Consider the following 17,093-nt stretch of genomic DNA (forward strand, 5'->3'; position numbering starts at 1 on the left):
CGTGGAATGCCCGAGCAAACGAGGACCGCCGCGATCGTCGTGAACCCGGTCAAGATCGACGAGCCCGCCCTCCGCGAAGCGCTGAAAGCCGCCGAGGAGCGGCACGGCTGGGCCGAGACCGTGTGGATCGAGACCACCGAGGACGACCCGGGTTCCGGCCAGACCGAGCAGGCCCTCGAACGCAAGGTGGATGTCGTCATCGCGGCGGGGGGCGACGGCACCGTCCGCACGGTGGCCGAGAAGCTCCAGGGCACCGGGGTGCCGCTGGCCCTGCTGCCCTCCGGCACGGGCAACCTGCTCGCCCGCAACTTGAACCTGACGCTGGACGACGTGGGCCATGCCCTCGACTCGGCTTTCGACGGCGACGACCGCACCATCGACGTCGGCGTGGCGGAGCTGCGCGACGGGAGCGGCCCGACGCGCCGGCACTCGTACCTCGTCATGGCCGGCGTGGGGATCGACGCCCAGATGATCGCCGCCACCGACGACGACCTGAAGGCGCGACACGGCTGGCTCGCCTACGTGAAGGCCATCGGAACGGTGCTGCGCGACAAGAACGAGTTGCGCCTCCGCTACCAGCTCGACGACAAGGGCGTGCGTTCGGTGCGCGCGCACACCGTCCTGATCGGGAACTGCGGTTCGCTGCCCGCCAACATCCTGCTGCTGCCGGAGGCGGCGGTCGACGACGGCGAGTTCGACATCGTCGTGCTGCGGCCGGAGGGATTCGTCGGCTGGGTGCAGATCGCCGTCAAGATCTTCTGGGAGAACGGCGTGCTCCGCCGCACCACCGTCGGCCGGCGCCTGATGGGCGCCGACCGCGAGGTGAGGGCGATGAACTACCTGAAGGGCCGCGAGTTCGTGATGCGGCTCAGCCGGCCGCAGGAGGTCGACCTGGACGGCGACCTGTTCGGCCGGGCGTCCGCCCTCCGCACGTGGGTCGACCCGTCGAGCCTGGTCGTGAAGGTCCCACGCGCGGTGGAGCTATAGGGCAGCGCGGAGCGGTGCCGCGACCCCAGCGCCGAGGGAGCCTGCGACCGAGGTAACGGATAGCCCGAGCTACGCGCGGTTGACCGCGCGGGCGAGCAGTTCCAGCGTGTCGACGACGCGGTTGGAGAAGCCCCACTCGTTGTCGTACCAGGCGACGACCTTGACGTGCCGTCCATCCACGCGCGTCAGAGCGGCGTCGAAGATCGAGGACGCGGGCTGGCCGGTGATGTCGCTGGAGACCAGCGGCTCGTCGGCGTAGTCGAGGATGCCGCGCAGGGCGCCGTCGGCGGCGGTGCGGTAGGCGGCCAGCACCTCGTCGCGCGTCACCTCGCGCGACACGGTGGTGTTGAGCTCGACGATCGAGCCGACCGGGACGGGCACGCGGATGGAGTCGCCGGAGAGCTTGCCGTCGAGCTGCGGAAGCACCAGGCCGATCGCCTTGGCGGCGCCGGTGGTGGTCGGGACGATGTTCACCGCGGCGGCGCGGGCCCGGCGGAGGTCGCGGTGCGGGCCGTCCTGCAGGTTCTGCTCCTGCGTGTACGCGTGCACAGTGGTCATGAAGCCGTGCTCGATGCCGGCCAGGTCGTCCAGCACCGCGGCGAGCGGGGCGAGCGCGTTGGTCGTGCAGGACGCGTTCGACACGACGACGTGGTTCTCCGGGTCGAAGGCGTCCGTGTTGACGCCGTAGGCGAGCGTGACGTCGGCGCCGTCGGAGGGGGCGCTCACCAGCACGCGCTTCGCGCCGGCGGCCACGTGGGCGCGGGCGGCGTCGGCGGAGGTGAAGCGTCCGGTGGACTCGAGAACCACATCCACGCCGAGTTCGGCCCAGGGCAGGTCGGCGGGCTCGCGCTCGGCGAGCACCCGGATGCGGTGGCCGTCGACGACCAGAGCGTCGCCGTCGACCTCGACGCTGCGGCCGAGCCGGCCGAGCGAGCTGTCGTACTTCAGGAGGTGCGCGAGCGTGGCGGGCGCGGTGAGGTCGTTGATGGCGACCACCTCGAGGTCAGAGTCGCGCTCCAGCAGGGCGCGGAGGGTGTTGCGGCCGATGCGGCCGAAGCCGTTGATGGCGATGCGGGTCATGGGGTGTCCTTTCGTGTGCCGCATCCATGCTGCGTTACGGGGAGCGGAGTCGAAAGTGGCGTGCAGGACAGCGTGGGCAAGGATCTCGCCAGGTGTTCTGCCAGGGAGCGCACGCATCCCGCCACCCGGCGCCACGTCAGGCGGAGAAGGTGTGCCGGTACTCCGTCGGGGAGGTGCCCAGGATGCGCTGGAAGTGCAGTCGCAGATTCGCCGCGGTGCCAAGGCCCACCCGGGCGGCGATCTGCTCGACGCCGAGGTCGGTGCGCTCCAGGAGCTCACGAGCCAGGTCGACGCGCGCCCGCAGCACCCACTGCATCGGCGTGTAGCCGGTGTCGTCGACGAACCGGCGCGAGAAGGTGCGGGCCGACACCTTGGCGTTGCGGGCGAGCGCCTCGAGCGTGAGCGGCTCGGCGAGGTGGGCGAGCGCCCACTCCCGGGTCTCGGCGAACAGGTCGCCGAGCGGCTCGGGCACGCTGCGCGGCACGTACTGCGCCTGGCCGCCGCTCCGGTACGGCGCGGCGACGAGGCGGCGGGCCACGTGGTTCGAAAGCCCGACACCGTGATCGCGGCGCACCAGATGCAGGCAGAGGTCGATTCCGGAGGCGGCTCCGGCGGAGGTGAGGATGTCGCCCTCGTCGACGAACAGCACGTTCTCATCCACGCGGATCAGTGGATGCCGCTTCGCCAGCGCGCGCGTGTAGTGCCAGTGCGTCGTCGCACGCTTGCCGTCGAGCAGGCCCGTCGCCGCCAGCGCGAAGGCGCCGGTCGAGATCGCGGCGAGGCGAGCGCCGCGTTCGTGCGCGGCGAGGAGGGCGCCGACGACGGCCGCCGGCGGATCCGTCGTCCCGGGATTGCGGTAGCCGGGGACGAACACGGTGTCGGCCTGCGCCAGCGCCTCCAGTCCCTCCGCGACGTGATACGACAGACCGTCGCCGCCGGTGACGAGCCCAGGAGCCGCGCCGCACACGCGCACCTCGTAGGGCATGCTCGGCCGGTTCGAGAACACCTGGGCCGGGATGCCCACGTCGAGCGGCTTGGCGCCCTCGAGCACGAGCACCGCGACGACGTGGGTGCGGCTCACGACCGCGGGGAGACGATCTGCAGGAGCGCCGCGCGCAGTGCCGCGGGGTTCTCGACGTCGGGGAACACCTCGTCCTCGAGCCCGCGGACGCCCGCGAAGGCGGTCCGGCCGGCCTCGGTGATCGCGAGGACATGGCGTCGCCGGTCGCCCGGGTCCGGCTCGCGCGTGACGAGCCCCTCCCGCTCCAGCCGGTCGACAGTGCGCGACATGGTCTGCGGTTCGACGTGCGCCATCCGCGCGAGGTCCGACTGCGAGTCGAAGCCGAGTTCGAGCAGGTGCAGCACGATCAGTCCCGCGTGCGTCAGGCCGCGCTGCTCCAGCGCGTCCGCCCACGCGCGTTCGACGGCACGGGAGGCGGCCCCGAGCAGCCGGCCGAGCGGCCAGTTCTCAGGGCGGTGCTCGTCGGCCTCCGCCGCGTCCCTGTCCATAGGTTCATCGTACGGACATGCGGGCGCACCGTGCGCCGGTGAGCGTCAGTCGGTGCCGGAATCGAACGCGGCGCCCTCGGAGCTGAGGTCGATCTCGCGCGAGAGCTCAGCATCCACCGGCTCGACGCCCTCCAGGATGGCGCGGGCGTGGCCCTCCTCGAGCTCGCCGACCAGCGCGCCCGTCGGGCCGCCGATGAGCCCGGCCGCAGCGTACTGCTCGAGCCGCGAGCGGGAGTCCGCGATGTCGAGGTTGCGCATGGTGAGCTGGCCGATGCGGTCGCCGGGGCCGAATGCCGAGTTGCCGACCCGCTCCATCGACAGCTTCTCGGGGTGGTAGCTGAGCGACGGGCCGGTCGTGTCGAGGATCGTGTAGTCGTCGCCGCGGCGCAGGCGCACTGTGACCTCGCCGGTGATCGCGGACCCGACCCAGCGCTGCAGCGACTCGCGCAGCATGAGCGACTGCGGGTCGAGCCAGCGCCCCTCGTACATGAGGCGGCCGAGACGACGGCCCTCGTTGTGGTAGTTGGCGACCGTGTCCTCGTTGTGGATCGCGTTGAGCAGCCGCTCGTAGGCGATGTGCAGCAGGGCCATGCCCGGCGCCTCGTAGATGCCGCGGCTCTTGGCCTCGATGATGCGGTTCTCGATCTGGTCGGAGGCGCCCAGGCCGTGGCGTCCGCCGATGGCGTTCGCCTCGAGCACCAGGGCCACCGGGTCGTCGAACTCGACGCCGTTGATGGCAACCGGGCGGCCGGCTTCGAAGCGCACGGCGACCGTCTCGGGGATCACCTCGACGTCGTCGCGCCAGGCGGCGACGCCCATGATCGGGTCGACGATGTCGAGCCCCGCATCCAGCTCCTCCAGACGCTTCGCCTCGTGGGTCGCGCCCCAGATGTTCGCGTCGGTCGAGTAGGCCTTCTCGCTCGGGTCGCGGTACGGGAAGCCGCGCGCCACCAGCCATTCGCTCATCTCGGTGCGGCCGCCGAGCTCCTCCACGAACGCGGAGTCGAGCCACGGCTTGTAGATGCGCAGGGCCGGGTTGGCGATGAGGCCGTAGCGGTAGAACCGCTCGATGTCGTTGCCCTTGTAGGTGGAGCCGTCGCCCCAGATGCCGACGCCGTCCTCCATCATCGCGCGCACCAGCATGACGCCGGTGACCGCGCGGCCGAGCGGCGTGGTGTTGAAGTAGGTCTTGCCGGCCGAGCGGATGTGGAACGCGCCGCACTGCAGGGCGATCAGGCCCTCCTCGACCAGGGCGCGCTTGGCGTCGACGAGCCGGGCGATCTCGGCGCCGTACTCGGTGGCGCGGCTGGGCACCGCGTCGATGTCGGGCTCGTCGTACTGGCCGATGTCGGCGGTGTACGTGCAGGGGATGGCGCCCTTCTCACGCATCCAGGCGACCGCGCAGGAGGTGTCGAGACCTCCCGAGAACGCGATGCCGACTCGTTCACCGACGGGCAGACTGCTCAGAACCTTGGACACGCGCTCCAGCTTACCGGCGAGCCTCCGGGCCGTGCTTCCCGAGGCCCGGGTGCACGCCCGGCTGGAAGCCCGTGCTGTCGACCATGCGGGTGAGGATGGCCAGGAGAGCGGCACGGTCGTCGGCGCTGAGCCGGCCGAGCATGGCCTCCTCCTGCTCGTCGGCGAGACGCGAGGCGGCGCTGACGACGTCGCGGGCCGACGGGGTGAGGTGGATGGCGTAGGCGCGCCGGTCGTCCGGGTGCCGGCGTCGCTCGACGAGGCCGCGCTGCTCCAGGTCGTCGATCAGGGTCACCATCGAGTTGCGGTGCAGCCCGAGGGCCTTCGCGAGGTCCTGCTGGGTGCGGCCTTCCTCCCGGGCGACGTGGACGAGGATGCCGTAGCGGTTCGGGGTCAGTCCGAGCGGGGCAAGGGCGGCGGTGAAGGCTTGAGCGCTCTGCAGGCCCAACTGCGAGACCAGAAAGCTGGCCCGGGTCTCCAGGGCGGGGGGCTCGGAACTCATACCCACATGATACCTGTGAGTGATTGCACGTTGCTGTGACTATCACTTGGCATGACGACATGAAGCTGACCATATTCGGAGCGAGCGGCCGAACCGGCCGTCTGCTCACCCGCCAGGCGATCGAGCAGGGACACGACGTCACCGTCGTCCTGCGCCGTCCCTCCGACAACGTGGATGCGCGAGCCGGCGTCCGCATCCTCCCCTCGCTCGACGACACCGCGGAGGTCCGTGCCGCACTCGCCGAGGCCGACGCCGCCCTCTCTGCCATCGGTCCGCGCTCGCGCGCGGAGGCCCCGGTGGCGGCGCCGGCCACCCGCGCGATCCTTGCAGGGGCGGCGGGGAGGGGACTGCGATTCGTCGTCATCAGCGCAGCGCCGGTCGAAGCGCCGCCCGCCGACGACAGCTTCCTCAGTCGCCGGATCGCCCTGCCGTTGATCGGCGTGCTGCTGCGGCCCGTCTACGACGACCTCCGCGAGATGGAGCGCGAACTGCGTGACTCCGACACGGTGTGGACCGCGTTCCGGCCGCCGATGCTCACCTCCGGCCCGGCCACCGGCACGTACCGGACACGCGTCGGAGGCAGCGTGCCGCGCGGCTTCACGGTGTCGCGGGCGGACCTTGCGGACGGGATGGTCGCGAGCCTGCATCGCCCGGAGACCGAACGCGCGGCGGTCGGGATCGCGGGCTGAGGGGGCGCTGTCAGCCGCGGCCGTCGGGGGACTGGGCGGGGCAGTCGCCGCCCGGCTCCGTGCGCAGCTCGAAGTGCCAGGCTTCGTTCGCGTACACCTGGCACAGTCCCCACTCGGAGCCGTACCGGTTGAGGTAGTCCATCGCGCCGGCGTCGGCGATGTCGACCGCCTCCCCGCGGACATGGGCGGAGTCGCTGCCGCGCTTCACCCACTTCTCCGCTTCCTCCTCGCTGCCGTACTCCTGCACGGCCTGAGCGAAGAGGTGCTCCTGGTAGCGCTCCGAGCGCCAGCCGTCAGCGATCGTGATGCCGGGTCCGCTGCTGTCGCCCTGCATGGCGTCCTGCGCATCCTTCAGGGCGGACAGCAGGTCGGGATCGAGCCGGCTGACCGCGGGCAGGTCGCTGTCCAAGGGGAGGGAGGAGCCGTCGGGAATGTAACCGTCGTCGTCGGTCAGGCCGGCGGCGGATTCCGTCACGGAGCCGCCCGCGCTCGCCGGCTGGGCGAGGGTGCCGCTCGGGGTGGGCGAGCACCCCGCCAGTGCGACGCTCAGGACGAGGGAGGCGGCGGCGACGGACAGGGCGACGCGGAGCGGTCGGGACGCGGTGGAGTGCATGCCTCCACGCTCGCAGCCGCCCCGGCGGCCGCGCGTCCGCCGGGAGGCCCATCCCGGTCCTCCCTCCGAACGAGCCTCCCCGCTGCGAGATTTGCGCCAATTCGTGGTTCTGGCCGGGTCAGAACCGCGAATTGGCGCAAATCTTCCGAGGGAGAAGGGGAGGGGGAGGGGGCGCGTTACGGGAGGCGCGGGGTTCGCGGCGGCTCGGTGCGGCGGCGGCCGGTGCGCTCGAAGGCGGCGGCCAGCGCGAGCAGGGCGGTGTCGTCGTAGGCGCGCCCGGCGAACGTCAGGCCGACGGGCATCCCGATGTCGTCCATCGTCCCCATGGGCACCGTGACCGTCGGGATGCCGAGGTGCCGCGGGACGAGGTTGCCGTTGGCGACCCAGACGCCGTTGCGCCAGCCGAGGTCGGCCGAGGCGGGGTTCACGTCCATGTCGGCCGGTCCCACGTCGGCGACCGCGGGGAACACGACCGCGTCGAGACCGAGGCCGTCCATCCACTCCTCCAGGTCGACGCGGCGCGTCCGTTCGAGGCCGCGCACGCCGTCGGCGAGTTCGGGGATGGCGTCGAGCGTCGTGCCCGGATGCGCGCGGACCCAGCCCGGGTAGTCGGCGATGTCGTCCTCGAAACCGTCGTACCTGTCGGGCAGCGCGCCCTCCGGCTGCGGGAAGATCCGCGCTCCGTCGACGTCCGCGAGCGTATTGAGCGCAGGGTCGCCGTTGGCCGCGAGGAAGTCGTCCCACGCCCACGCCGACAGGTCGACGATCTCGCGGCGCAGGTACTCGGCCGAGACGAATCCGCGGGTCGCGATGGTGGGGGCGCCCGGCCGGTCGCCCTCGTAGTTGGACACCGCGGGGAAGTCGACCTCGACCACCGTCGCGCCCGCCGCCTCCAGGTCGCGGCGCGCCTGCTTCCAGAGCGTGACGACCGAGGCCCGCGTGTCGATGCGCCGGCCGGTCGGCCCGCCGATCCCGGGACGCTCAGCCGTGCCGGCCTCCGGGTCGGCGTTGATGTACATGCGCGGCACACCGAAGCGGCGGCCGGCGAGCGAGGCGCCCTCGGCCACGGCGGGATACGACGCCGGCCGCAACTCGGATGCCCGCGGGATGCGCACCCACGGCTGCGCGCGCCAGAAGTCGCCGCGCGTCTCGGCGTCGTCGGCGACGATCACGTCGAGGACGTCGAGCAGGTCGGCGATGGTGCGCGTGTGCGGCACCACCACATCCATCGTCGGCACCAGCGGCCAGTTGCCGCGCACCGAGATGACGCCCCGCGACGGCGTGTAGGCGCAGAGGCCGTTGTTGGATGCGGGCGCGCGCCCCGACGACCAGGTCTCCTCGCCGAGGCCGAAGGCGGCGAAACTCGCGGCGGTCGCCGTCCCGGAGCCGTTCGAGGAGCCCGACCCGAAGGCCGCGGTCAGGTAGTCGCCGTTGTAGGGGGACTCGGCACGCCCGTAGACGCCGCGCTGCATCCCGCCGTTCGCCATGGGCGGCATGTTCGTCAGGCCGAGCAGGATGGCGCCCGCCGCGCGCAGGCGCTCGATGGTGAAGGCGTCGCGCTGGGCGATCAGGCGCTCGAAAGCGGGGGACCCGGCCGCGGCGGTGAGTCCGCGGGCCAGGTAGCTGTCCTTCGCCGTGTACGGGATGCCGTCCAGCGGCCCGAGCGTCTCGCCGCGCTCGCGCCGGGCGTCGGAGGCCCGGGCCTCCGCGAGCGCCTCGGGGTTGCGCACGACGATCGCGTTGAGCCGCGGCCCGTCCGTGTCGTACGCGTCGATGCGTGCCAGGTAGGCGGTCACGAGCTCCGTGCTCGTGGTGCGGCCCGACTCCAGCGCTCGCCGCAGGTCGGCGATCGACGCCTCCACCACATCCACGGTCATCGGACGACCTCCACCGCCGGCTGCTGCTGCGTGATGCAGTGGATGCCGCCGCCGCGCGCGAAGATCGGCCGCGAATCCACCATGTTCACGGTGCGCCCGGGATACGCGGCCTCGAGGATCTCGGTCGCCTCGGCGTCGGCGCGCTCCTCGCCGAAGCCGCACGCCACGATGCCGTCGTTGACGACGAGGTGGTTGACGTAGCTCCAGTCGACGAAGCCCTCCTCGTCGCGCAGGGTCGCGGGAGCGGGCAGGTCGACGATGTCCCACGCGCGCCCGGCGGCGTCGGTGGTGCCGGACAGCATCACCCGCAGTTCGCGGGAGACCTCGAAGTCGGGGTGCTCCGGGTCGCGCTGCGTGTGCAGCAGGATCGTGCCCGGCGACGGGATGGTCGCCACGATGTCGACGTGCCCGTTCGTTCCGAAGTCGTCGTAGTCCCGGGTCAGCCCGCGCGGCAGCCAGATCGCGTGGGTCGCGCCGATCGTGCGGGCGAGCTCCGCTTCGACACGCGCCTTGTCGGCGTAGCGATTGCGGCGCGGGTCGAGCTGGACGGTCTCGGTCAGCAGGACCGTGCCTTCGCCATCCACGTGGATGCCGCCGCCTTCGTTGACGAGCAGCGAGCTGATCAGCTCGGCGCCGGTCCGCTCGGCCACGAAGCGTGCGATCTCGGCGGACTTCCGCCACTCGGCCCACTCGGGGTCGCCCCAGCCGTTGAAGGTCCAGTCCACCGCTCCGAGCACCCCCGGCCGTTCGTCGTCGACGACGAAGGTGGGGCCGAAGTCGCGCATCCAGAACTCGTCGAGGGGCGCCTCCACCTGTTCGACGTGTGCGCCGAGCATGCGGCGGGCGCGGTCGCGCTCGCTCGGGTCGACGACCATCGTGACCGGCTCGTACTCGGCGACGGCGTGGGCGACGGCGGTCCAGGAGGCGTAGGCCTCCTCGGCGGAGGCGGCGTCGTCGCCGAGGGTGATCCCCTCGCGCGGGAACGCCATCCAGGTGCGCTCGTGGCGTGCGGTCTCAGCGGGCATGCGCCAGGTCATCGGTGTCCTCCGCGGTTCGGCGACGATTGTTGATCGAGTGATCAATACGTGAGGCGAAGGTACCTATACTGGGCGGACGATGTCAAGAGCAGCCCGTCGCCCACCCGCGGAACGCCGTGCCGAATTGGCGGCGGCGGCGCGCGATCTGGCGCTCGCCGACGGGCTCGCCGCCGTCACTCTGCGCGGGGTCGCCGCCCGCGCGAGTGTCGCTCCCGCGCTCGTCGCGCACTACCATCCGGCGATGGATGAGCTGGTCGCGTCCGCGTTCACCTCCGTCGTCGCGGCGGAACTGGAGGAGGTCCGCGGGCTCCTGCAGGCGGTCCCGGACCCGACCGACCGGCTCGCCGTGCTGCTGCGGACCCTCCTGGAGGGAGCCCGGGACGACGTGACCCTGGTCTGGGTGGAGGCCTGGGCGCTGGGGCGCCGCAACGAAGCGCTCGCGGCCGCGGTGCGCGACCAGATGGATGCGTGGCAGGCGCTCATCCTCTCGGTGGTCGAGGCGGGGGTGGCGGCCGGCGCCTTCCACGCCGACGACGCCGCGCAGACCGCCTGGCAGCTGCTCGGCATGATCGACGGCCTCAACGCGCAGGCGCTGGTGCGCTGGGGCGCGGGCGGCGACCGCGGGCCGGTCCTGGTGCGGGCGGTCGAAGGGATGCTGGGGCTGCGGCGCGGGACGCTGCGGCTCGCCGCCGAGACGTGAGTGGACGCGGGCGCGTCAGCTGATCCAGGCGAGCAGCTCGGCGCGGAACTCGTCCGGCTTCTCGATGTGGGCGGAGTGGCCGCAGTCCTCGAAGACGACCTCGCGGGTCGTCCCGCCGGCCTCGGCGTAACGCCGCAGCACGTCCCGGGTCTGCGCGAGCATGGGCTGCGGCGGTGCCACCTCCTCGCCGGGCCAGCCGGGGATCACGCCGGCCGCGCCGAGCTGGTTGAGGTCGAAGAAGGACGCGTCGCCGACGATCGCGTCGACCGCGCCGTGGATCCAGAGGATCGGCGGCTTGGCAGCCGCCTCCACGATGCCCGACGTGTCGAAGTGGGTCGGCGCCAGCGTGTTCAGCACGCCCCGGGTGCCGGGGCCGAAGCCGGGCCACTGGTCGGAGGGGCCCGCGTCGCCGGGGTAGTTGTCGGGACCGGTCGCGGTGGACAGCATCGACTCCACCCAGAGGTCCTCGTATTCGGAGACGAAGCCGGGGGCGACGTACGAGGAGCGATAGACCGCTCGCGGAGAGGTCGGGGAGTCCTCGCCGGTGTCGCCCGCCTCGAGCCGGACCACGAAGTCGGGGTTGGCGCCGCCGCCGCCGGTGCCCGACGCATCCGCGTTGAGGAGCCTGCCGTCGGCCGCCGTGCCTCCGAAGCCGTAGGGGGAGACCGGGGAGACGAGGGTCAGGCTGGAGACCAGGTCCGGCCGGTCGAGGAGCAGCTGCATGACCACGCCGCCGCCGAGACTCCAGCCGACGATGTGGGATGCGCCGAGCGCCAGCTCGTCGGCGACGGACGCGACATCGTCGGAGAAGTCGCGGACGCCGCGCGACGCGTCCACCGGCAGCGTCTCGCTGTCGCCGAAACCGCGCAGGTCGACGGCGAGGGCGCGGATCCCGCCCGGCAGCGCGAGCATGAGCGGCTGCCAGAACAGGGACGACGACACGTTGCCGTGCACGAACAGGACGGTGCGCGTCGGCTCGCCCTCGGCCGGCCGCTCGAGCACATTGGCGGTGTAGCGGGAGGTGCGGACGGTGCGGGCGTCGATGCCGGGCAGCAGCGTTCCACTCATGACGGTGTCTCCTTCGGGTCGAGCAGGGGGAGGAACTGACGCAGGCCCGCGTCGGTCATGACGATCGTGTAGTGGTTCACGTCGTGCGCTTCGTGCACGCGCATCGTGGGAATCCGCGGTGCCCACTCCGCGACCACCGACGGTTCGTAGAGCGGGGCCGCGTCGAGCAGCCCGCGGGGTGCCCGGATGAAGTCGATCGGAAGGCGCAGCGCTTCGAGCTCCTCGGCGTAGCCGGCAGAGCCGTCCAGTTCCAGCGCGTTGACCGACACGGCGTCCGGGTCGGCGCTCGACCGCAGCTCGGGCTCCTCGCCGACGAGGTCGTAGGCCACATAATCGGCGATCGCGTCATCCCACCACGGGCCGATCGCGGGGTGCCGTCTCCAGAACGCGACGTACTCCTCCGGCGACGCGAACCGCATCCCCAGGCGCTGCAGTGACGGGCCGAGCACCACGGCCGGCACGTCTTCGGGCGCGACGCCCGCGGGGGCGGCGACGGGGAGGCCGCCGTCGACGAGCACCAGCCGCTCGACACGGTCGGGATGCCGCTCGGCCAGTCGCACCGCGACGAAGCCGCCCATCGAGTGCCCGGCCACGACCGCCCGTTCGACGCCCAGCGCGTCGAGGACGCGCGCCAGGTCGTCGGCGTGCTGCTCCAGCCCGAAGGGGGCGGGAAGCCCGGAGCTGCGACCGCGACCGCGGAGGTCGGGAGCGATGACGCGCGTGCCGGACAGCGCCTCCGCCGCCAGCAGCCACGCCCGATGGCTGGCGGTGATGCCGTGCACGGCGAGGATCGGCGTGCCGGCGGCATCGGGGCCCCACACCCCGACCGCGAGCTCACCGCCGTCGACCGGCACCGCCGCGCGCGCGTACGGAGCCGGGGCGGTGCCCGCCGTCACCGCGCGCTCCATCCGCCGTCCATCGTGTAGCTCGCGCCCGTCACCATCCCGGCGTCGTCGCCGGCGAGCCACAGAGCCAGGCTGGCGACCTCGGTCGGCTCGACCAGCCGTTTGATCGACGCCTCGGTCAGCATCACCTTCTCGACCACCTCGTCCTCTGGGATGCCGTGGAGCCGCGCCTGGTCGGCAATCTGCTTCTCGACCAGCGGAGTCCGCACGTAGCCCGGGTTGATGCAGTTCGAGGTCACACCGTGCGCGCCGCCTTCGAGCGCCGTCGTCTTGGAGAGTCCCTCGAGGGCGTGCTTGGCCGTGACGTACGCCGACTTGAACTCGGAGGCGCGCAGTCCGTGGACGCTGGAGATGTTGACGATCCGGCCGAACCCCCGGTCGTACATGCCGGGAAGCGCGGCACGGATGAGGAGGAACGGCGCCTCCACCATGATCCGCAGCATGAGCGAGAAGGTCTCCGGCTCGAAATCCGGGATGGGCCGGACGTGCTGGATGCCCGCATTGTTGACGAGGATGTCCGTCTCCACCGACACTTCGGCCAGCTCCGCGGTGCGGGACAGGTCGACCTCCCAGGCCGTGCCGCCCAGGCGCTCGGCCACCGAGCGGGCGGCGTCACCGTTCAGATCGGCGATGGTGACGCGCGCGCCCGCCGCAGCGAACGCTTCGGCGCAGGCCAGGCCGATTCCGCTCGCGCCGCCGGTCACCAGGGCGCGCTTCCCGCTGAGATCGGTCATCGTCGACGCTCCTCCCGCCGGGCCAGCGGCCCTCGCCGAACTCTAACGCCGGGCGCCGGGCCCGCGGAAGGGCACCACGGTCATTCGTAGACGAGGCCGATGCGCTCGCGGATGGTGTCGAGCGTGCCCATGATCGCGACCGACTCCGACAGCGGAAGCCGCACATCCTCTCCGCCGCCCGCCGCGATGAGGTTCTCGATCGCGCGCGCCTGGTACTGCATCCCCCGCCCGTCGATCCGCGACTCGTAGGTCTCGATGACCCGGCCCTTCGGGTCGACCACACGGAAGGACGTCGGCGCGTAGAAGGTGGCGTCGAGTTCGACCCGCGCGTCCGTGCCGACGATCGTGGCGCTGTTGTCGCCGGCGGCGTCGAGTTCGGTGGTCAGCGCGGCCTGCGCGCCGCTGTCGTAGCCGAGGAGGATGGACGTCTGCCGGTCCACGCCGGTGGCCGTCGGCGTCGAGAGGGCGAGCACCTCGTTGGGGGTGCCGAGCACATCCCACGCGAACGACACCGGGTAGATGCCGAGGTCGAGGAGTGCGCCGCCGCCGAGGGCGGGGTCGAGCATCCGCCCGGCCGGGTCCGGGTTGGTCAGCTGGACGTGGTGGGCGACGACCGAGCGCAGCTCGCCCAGCGTGCCGTCGCTGATGATCTCCTCCAGGCGCAGCATGTGCGGGAGCCAGCGCGTCCACATCGCCTCCAGCGCGACGAGCCCTGCCGCGTGCGCGGCGTCCGCGATCTGCTGCGCCTCCCGCTGGTTCATGGTGAACGGCTTCTCGACGAGCACGTGCTTGCCGGCCGCCAGCGCGAGCAGGGCGTTGGGGGCGTGCTGGGGATGCGGCGTCGCCACGTAGATCACGTCGATCTCGGGGTCGGCGACCAGCTCCTCGTAGCTGCCGTGGGATCGCGGCAGTCCGTGAGCCGCGGCGAAGCGCGCCGCGGACTCGGACGTCCGCGACCCGACCGCGGCGACGGTGTGGCCGTCGAGCTGGAGGTCGCGTGTCATCGCGGCGGCGATGCCGCCGGTCCCGAGGATGCCCCACACGGGCGAAGAGGTCGTCATGCGGTCATCGTAGCGACGCTACTCCCGCAGCATCCCGCGCAGGGTGCCGATCGTGTCGGCCTCGCCCGGCTCCTTGTCGTCGCGGTAGCGCTTCACCCGCGCGAAGCGCAGGGCGATCCCACCCGGGTAGCGGCTGGAACGCTGCACGCCGTCGATCGCGATCTCCACCACGGTGGTCGGCGCGACCCAGACGGTGCCGGCCGTTCGCCGCACCTCGATCTCCTGGAAGTGCTCGGTCTGCCAGGCGAGCAGCTTGTCGGTGAGGCCCTTGAAGGTCTTGCCCACCATGACGAAGCCGCCCGGCTCGCCGAAGTCGCCGTCAGGGTCGCGCGCGCCGAGGTGGATGTTGGACAGCAGTCCCTGCCGACGACCCGATCCCCATTCCACGGCGAGCACGATCAGGTCGTAGGTGTGGACCGGCTTGACCTTGATCCAGCTCGATCCGCGTCGACCGGCCGCGTACGGCGAGTCGATCGCCTTGACGACGACGCCCTCCTGGCCGGCCGCGAGGGCGTCGCCGGAGACGCGCTCGGCGACCTCGGGGTCGGCGGTCACCTCGCCCGGGATGCGGTGGGCGCCGGCCACCCGCTCCAGCTCGGCGAGCCGCGTCGACAGCGGCTTGTCGAGCAGGTCGCGGCCGTCGACGTGCAGGACGTCGAAGAACCACGGATGTAACAGGGTCTCGCGAGCCGCTTCCGCAGGGACCTCGGTCGCAGGCTCCCTCGACGCTGGGGTCGCGGCGTCGCTCCGCGCCGCCCCTGAGCTCCACCGCGCGAACCGGCTCATCGTCTCCTGGAACGGCCGCGGCGCGCCGTCCTCGTCGAGCGACAGCGTCTCGCCGTCGAGGATCACGTCGCGCACCGGTAGGCCGCGCACGACCTCGACCACCTCCGGCACCCGGTGCGTGATGTCGGCCAGGTTCCGGGTGAACACGCGCACCTCGTCCCCGTGCCGGTGCACCTGAATGCGCGCACCGTCCAGCTTGTACTCGACCGAGGCGGGGCCGGTCGTCGCCAGCGCCTCCGACGCGGACGGGGCGGACGCGGCGAGCATCGGCATCACCGGCCGTCCGACGACCAGGCCGACGGCATCCAGCTCGTCGGGGGTGCCGGTGAGCGCCAGCCGCGCCGTCTCGCCCAGGTCGCCCGACAGCATCGCGGCGCGGCGGACGGCTTCGCCCGTGCGGTCCGACGCCCGCGCGATCGCATCCGTCAGCACCCCTTCGAGGGCTCCGGTGCGCATCTCTCCGAGGAGCACGCGGGCGACGAAGTCCTGCTCGCGCGCCGTCGCGCGGCCGGAGAACTCCTGCAGGGCGCGGTTGCGCTCGCCGGCCGAGCCGGAGCCGGACAGCGCCGCGAGCCGGTCGAGCAGCGCATCCAGATCGTCGACGGTCAGGGTCGGCTCGGCGGCCGGTTCGGCCATCGCGCCGCTCAGTCCGCGCCAGCCCACGCCGACGCGCCCCTGTCGCGCCTTGCCGACGAGGAAGCCGACGGCCGGAGCGATCTCGTCCGGATCGAGCGAAGAGAGCAGCGCGGCGAGCGCATCCACCTTGGCCAGCCGGGATCGGGTGGCCGCCACGGTCTCGGCCGTGGTCACGAGCGCATCGAGGAGCACGCCCCCATACAACCACCGCCCTCTGACGTCGGAGGCTCCCCTAGGCTGAGGCGATGAACGCCGTCCACAACCTCGACGCCGCCTTCGCCCTCATCCCCGAGCCGTGGCAGCCGCACCGGCTGACCAGCGTCAACGACTACGACGTGAAGGTCGCACGACTGCGCGGCGAGTTCATCTGGCACGCGCACCCGGACACCGACGAACTGTTCCTGGTGCTCGAGGGCCGCCTCACCATCCAGCTGCGCGACGGGGATGTGGAGCTGGGACCGCACGACGTCTACGTGGTGCCGCGCGGGGTCGAGCACTGCCCGCGGGCCGACGAGGACGTGCTCGCGGTCATGATCGAGCCGCGAGGGACCGTCAACACCGGCGACCAGCCCGGCGAGCGGACCGCGCAGCTGCGCGAGCTGCCGGACGCCTGACGTCTCCGCGCCTGAAGTATTCGCGCCTGACGTATTCGTTTCCCGATTCCCGGTTGACCGCTTCCGGGCGCTCTCCGAGGCGCCCGCGCTATCGTCATCTCGACCACACCACTTGACGAGACGGGCGAGGCGGATGCCGAGACAGGAGCGCGCCGAGCGCACGCGACTCGCCATCCTCGACGCTGCGGCGGCCGAGTTCGACGAGCGCGGCTACGAGGGCGCGCGACTGGAGCGGATCGTCGAACGCACCGGCGCGACGAAGGGCGCGGTGTACTTCCACTTCCGCTCGAAGCTGGACATCGCCCGCGCGCTCGTCGCCGAGAAGTACGCCAACTGGCCGGTCATCATCGGCGAGGTCATCGGCTCTGGACTCCGCGGCCTCGCGGCGGCGGAGGAGATCACGCAGCGCGTCGGCGCCGTGTTCGCGACCGACGTCCGCGTCCGTGCGGCGATGAAGCTCAGCCAGACGGTGCTTCCGCCCGACGTGGACGACAACCCGTACGACCGCTGGATCGGCGTCATCTCCGGGCTGCTCGACCAGGAGGCTGAGGATCGCGGCCTGGTCGGCTTCGACGCTCGAGGACGCGCGACGGTCGTCGTGCAGACCTTCTTCGGCGCCTACATGATCGCCGACGAGCTGGGCCGGCTGGCCGGTCTGCGCGACGACATCGCGCGCATGTGGGCCGTCATACGCGCGGACTTCACGTAACGCAACACTGAGTTGCGGCCAAACCGGTAAGTCCGTATGTTTTAACCCGGGGACACCGACGGCGCCGCAAGCGCCGCCATCCGGGGGGAGTGCGCCCCGTCTCGTTGCGG

The 17,093-nt window shown here is 72.1% G+C and carries 18 protein-coding genes; 5 read left to right on the forward strand and 13 right to left on the reverse strand.

Going from position 1 to position 17,093, the window contains the following annotated elements:
* The first annotated feature begins 6 nt into the window (after positions 1 to 6).
* Positions 7 to 987, forward strand: a complete 981-nt coding sequence (locus tag QRN40_RS09445; RefSeq protein WP_502878909.1) for a diacylglycerol/lipid kinase family protein — start codon at positions 7 to 9, stop codon at positions 985 to 987.
* Positions 988 to 1,056: 69 nt separating this feature from the next.
* Here the strand turns inward: QRN40_RS09445 and gap are convergent, their stop codons facing one another.
* From gap to QRN40_RS09470, 5 genes are all read right to left on the reverse strand, one after another.
* A complete protein-coding gene (gene gap / locus QRN40_RS09450) occupies positions 1,057 to 2,067 on the reverse strand; it encodes a type I glyceraldehyde-3-phosphate dehydrogenase (protein WP_285115340.1) in 1,011 nt (336 codons plus the stop codon).
* Between the two features lie 136 nt (positions 2,068 to 2,203).
* The gene (locus QRN40_RS09455) at positions 2,204 to 3,148 is read right to left on the reverse strand and encodes a GlxA family transcriptional regulator (protein ID WP_285115341.1); all 945 of its coding nucleotides are present in this window, start codon (positions 3,146 to 3,148) and stop codon (positions 2,204 to 2,206) included.
* Entirely contained in the window at positions 3,145 to 3,576 is a 432-nt protein-coding gene (locus QRN40_RS09460) for a MarR family winged helix-turn-helix transcriptional regulator (protein WP_285115342.1), read from the reverse strand. The genes QRN40_RS09455 and QRN40_RS09460 overlap by 4 nt, the downstream gene beginning before the upstream one ends.
* Positions 3,577 to 3,621: 45 nt before the next feature.
* Positions 3,622 to 5,055 (reverse strand): argininosuccinate synthase, encoded by a 1,434-nt coding sequence (argG, locus tag QRN40_RS09465; RefSeq protein WP_285115343.1) that lies wholly within the window; start codon positions 5,053 to 5,055, stop codon positions 3,622 to 3,624.
* Positions 5,056 to 5,065: 10 nt separating this feature from the next.
* The gene (locus tag QRN40_RS09470) at positions 5,066 to 5,554 is read right to left on the reverse strand and encodes a MarR family winged helix-turn-helix transcriptional regulator (protein WP_285115345.1); all 489 of its coding nucleotides are present in this window, start codon (positions 5,552 to 5,554) and stop codon (positions 5,066 to 5,068) included.
* A 59-nt stretch (positions 5,555 to 5,613) separates the two neighbouring features.
* Here QRN40_RS09470 and QRN40_RS09475 point away from each other — a divergent pair, with 59 nt between their 5' ends.
* The gene (locus QRN40_RS09475; protein ID WP_285115346.1) at positions 5,614 to 6,243 is read left to right on the forward strand and encodes an NAD(P)-dependent oxidoreductase; all 630 of its coding nucleotides are present in this window, start codon (positions 5,614 to 5,616) and stop codon (positions 6,241 to 6,243) included.
* Between the two features lie 10 nt (positions 6,244 to 6,253).
* On the opposite strand, the gene QRN40_RS09480 is transcribed toward QRN40_RS09475, so the two are convergent.
* The 3 genes from QRN40_RS09480 to QRN40_RS09490 form a co-directional block, all read right to left on the reverse strand.
* A complete protein-coding gene (locus QRN40_RS09480) occupies positions 6,254 to 6,856 on the reverse strand; it encodes a M15 family metallopeptidase (protein ID WP_285115347.1) in 603 nt (200 codons plus the stop codon).
* Positions 6,857 to 7,032: 176 nt separating this feature from the next.
* Entirely contained in the window at positions 7,033 to 8,733 is a 1,701-nt protein-coding gene (locus QRN40_RS09485; protein WP_285115348.1) for an amidase, read from the reverse strand.
* A complete protein-coding gene (locus tag QRN40_RS09490; protein ID WP_285115349.1) occupies positions 8,730 to 9,770 on the reverse strand; it encodes an agmatine deiminase family protein in 1,041 nt (346 codons plus the stop codon). Before QRN40_RS09490 ends, QRN40_RS09485 begins: the two co-directional genes overlap by 4 nt.
* 79 nt (positions 9,771 to 9,849) lie before the next feature.
* On the opposite strand from QRN40_RS09490, the gene QRN40_RS09495 reads away from it, so the two are divergent.
* Positions 9,850 to 10,470: a TetR/AcrR family transcriptional regulator gene (locus tag QRN40_RS09495; RefSeq protein ID WP_285115350.1), complete on the forward strand. Its 621-nt coding sequence runs from the start codon at positions 9,850 to 9,852 to the stop codon at positions 10,468 to 10,470.
* Positions 10,471 to 10,485: 15 nt separating this feature from the next.
* On the opposite strand, the gene QRN40_RS09500 is transcribed toward QRN40_RS09495, so the two are convergent.
* The 5 genes from QRN40_RS09500 to QRN40_RS09520 all read right to left on the reverse strand — a co-directional run bounded on the left by QRN40_RS09500 (position 10,486) and on the right by QRN40_RS09520 (position 15,852).
* On the reverse strand, positions 10,486 to 11,538 hold the full coding sequence (locus QRN40_RS09500; protein WP_285115351.1) for an alpha/beta fold hydrolase: 1,053 nt from the start codon (positions 11,536 to 11,538) through the stop codon (positions 10,486 to 10,488).
* Complete coding sequence (locus tag QRN40_RS09505; RefSeq protein ID WP_285115353.1) at positions 11,535 to 12,434, reverse strand: alpha/beta hydrolase; 900 nt, start codon at positions 12,432 to 12,434, stop codon at positions 11,535 to 11,537. The genes QRN40_RS09500 and QRN40_RS09505 overlap by 4 nt, the downstream gene beginning before the upstream one ends.
* Complete coding sequence (locus QRN40_RS09510) at positions 12,431 to 13,177, reverse strand: 3-hydroxybutyrate dehydrogenase (RefSeq protein WP_285115354.1); 747 nt, start codon at positions 13,175 to 13,177, stop codon at positions 12,431 to 12,433. Before QRN40_RS09510 ends, QRN40_RS09505 begins: the two co-directional genes overlap by 4 nt.
* A gap of 80 nt (positions 13,178 to 13,257) precedes the next feature.
* Positions 13,258 to 14,238, reverse strand: coding sequence for a Gfo/Idh/MocA family protein (locus tag QRN40_RS09515; protein ID WP_285115355.1), 981 nt, complete (start codon positions 14,236 to 14,238; stop codon positions 13,258 to 13,260).
* An 18-nt stretch (positions 14,239 to 14,256) separates the two neighbouring features.
* On the reverse strand, positions 14,257 to 15,852 hold the full coding sequence (locus QRN40_RS09520) for an ATP-dependent DNA ligase (RefSeq protein WP_285115357.1): 1,596 nt from the start codon (positions 15,850 to 15,852) through the stop codon (positions 14,257 to 14,259).
* Between the two features lie 53 nt (positions 15,853 to 15,905).
* Here QRN40_RS09520 and QRN40_RS09525 point away from each other — a divergent pair, with 53 nt between their 5' ends.
* Both QRN40_RS09525 and QRN40_RS09530 read left to right on the forward strand, forming a co-directional pair.
* Positions 15,906 to 16,274 (forward strand): cupin domain-containing protein, encoded by a 369-nt coding sequence (locus QRN40_RS09525; RefSeq protein ID WP_285115358.1) that lies wholly within the window; start codon positions 15,906 to 15,908, stop codon positions 16,272 to 16,274.
* A gap of 133 nt (positions 16,275 to 16,407) precedes the next feature.
* Complete coding sequence (locus tag QRN40_RS09530) at positions 16,408 to 16,983, forward strand: TetR family transcriptional regulator (RefSeq protein ID WP_285115359.1); 576 nt, start codon at positions 16,408 to 16,410, stop codon at positions 16,981 to 16,983.
* Positions 16,984 to 17,093 lie beyond the last annotated feature (110 nt).

It is taken from the genome of Leifsonia sp. fls2-241-R2A-40a (assembly GCF_030209575.1).
In the GTDB taxonomy this organism is placed as follows: Bacteria; Actinomycetota; Actinomycetes; order Actinomycetales; family Microbacteriaceae; genus Leifsonia.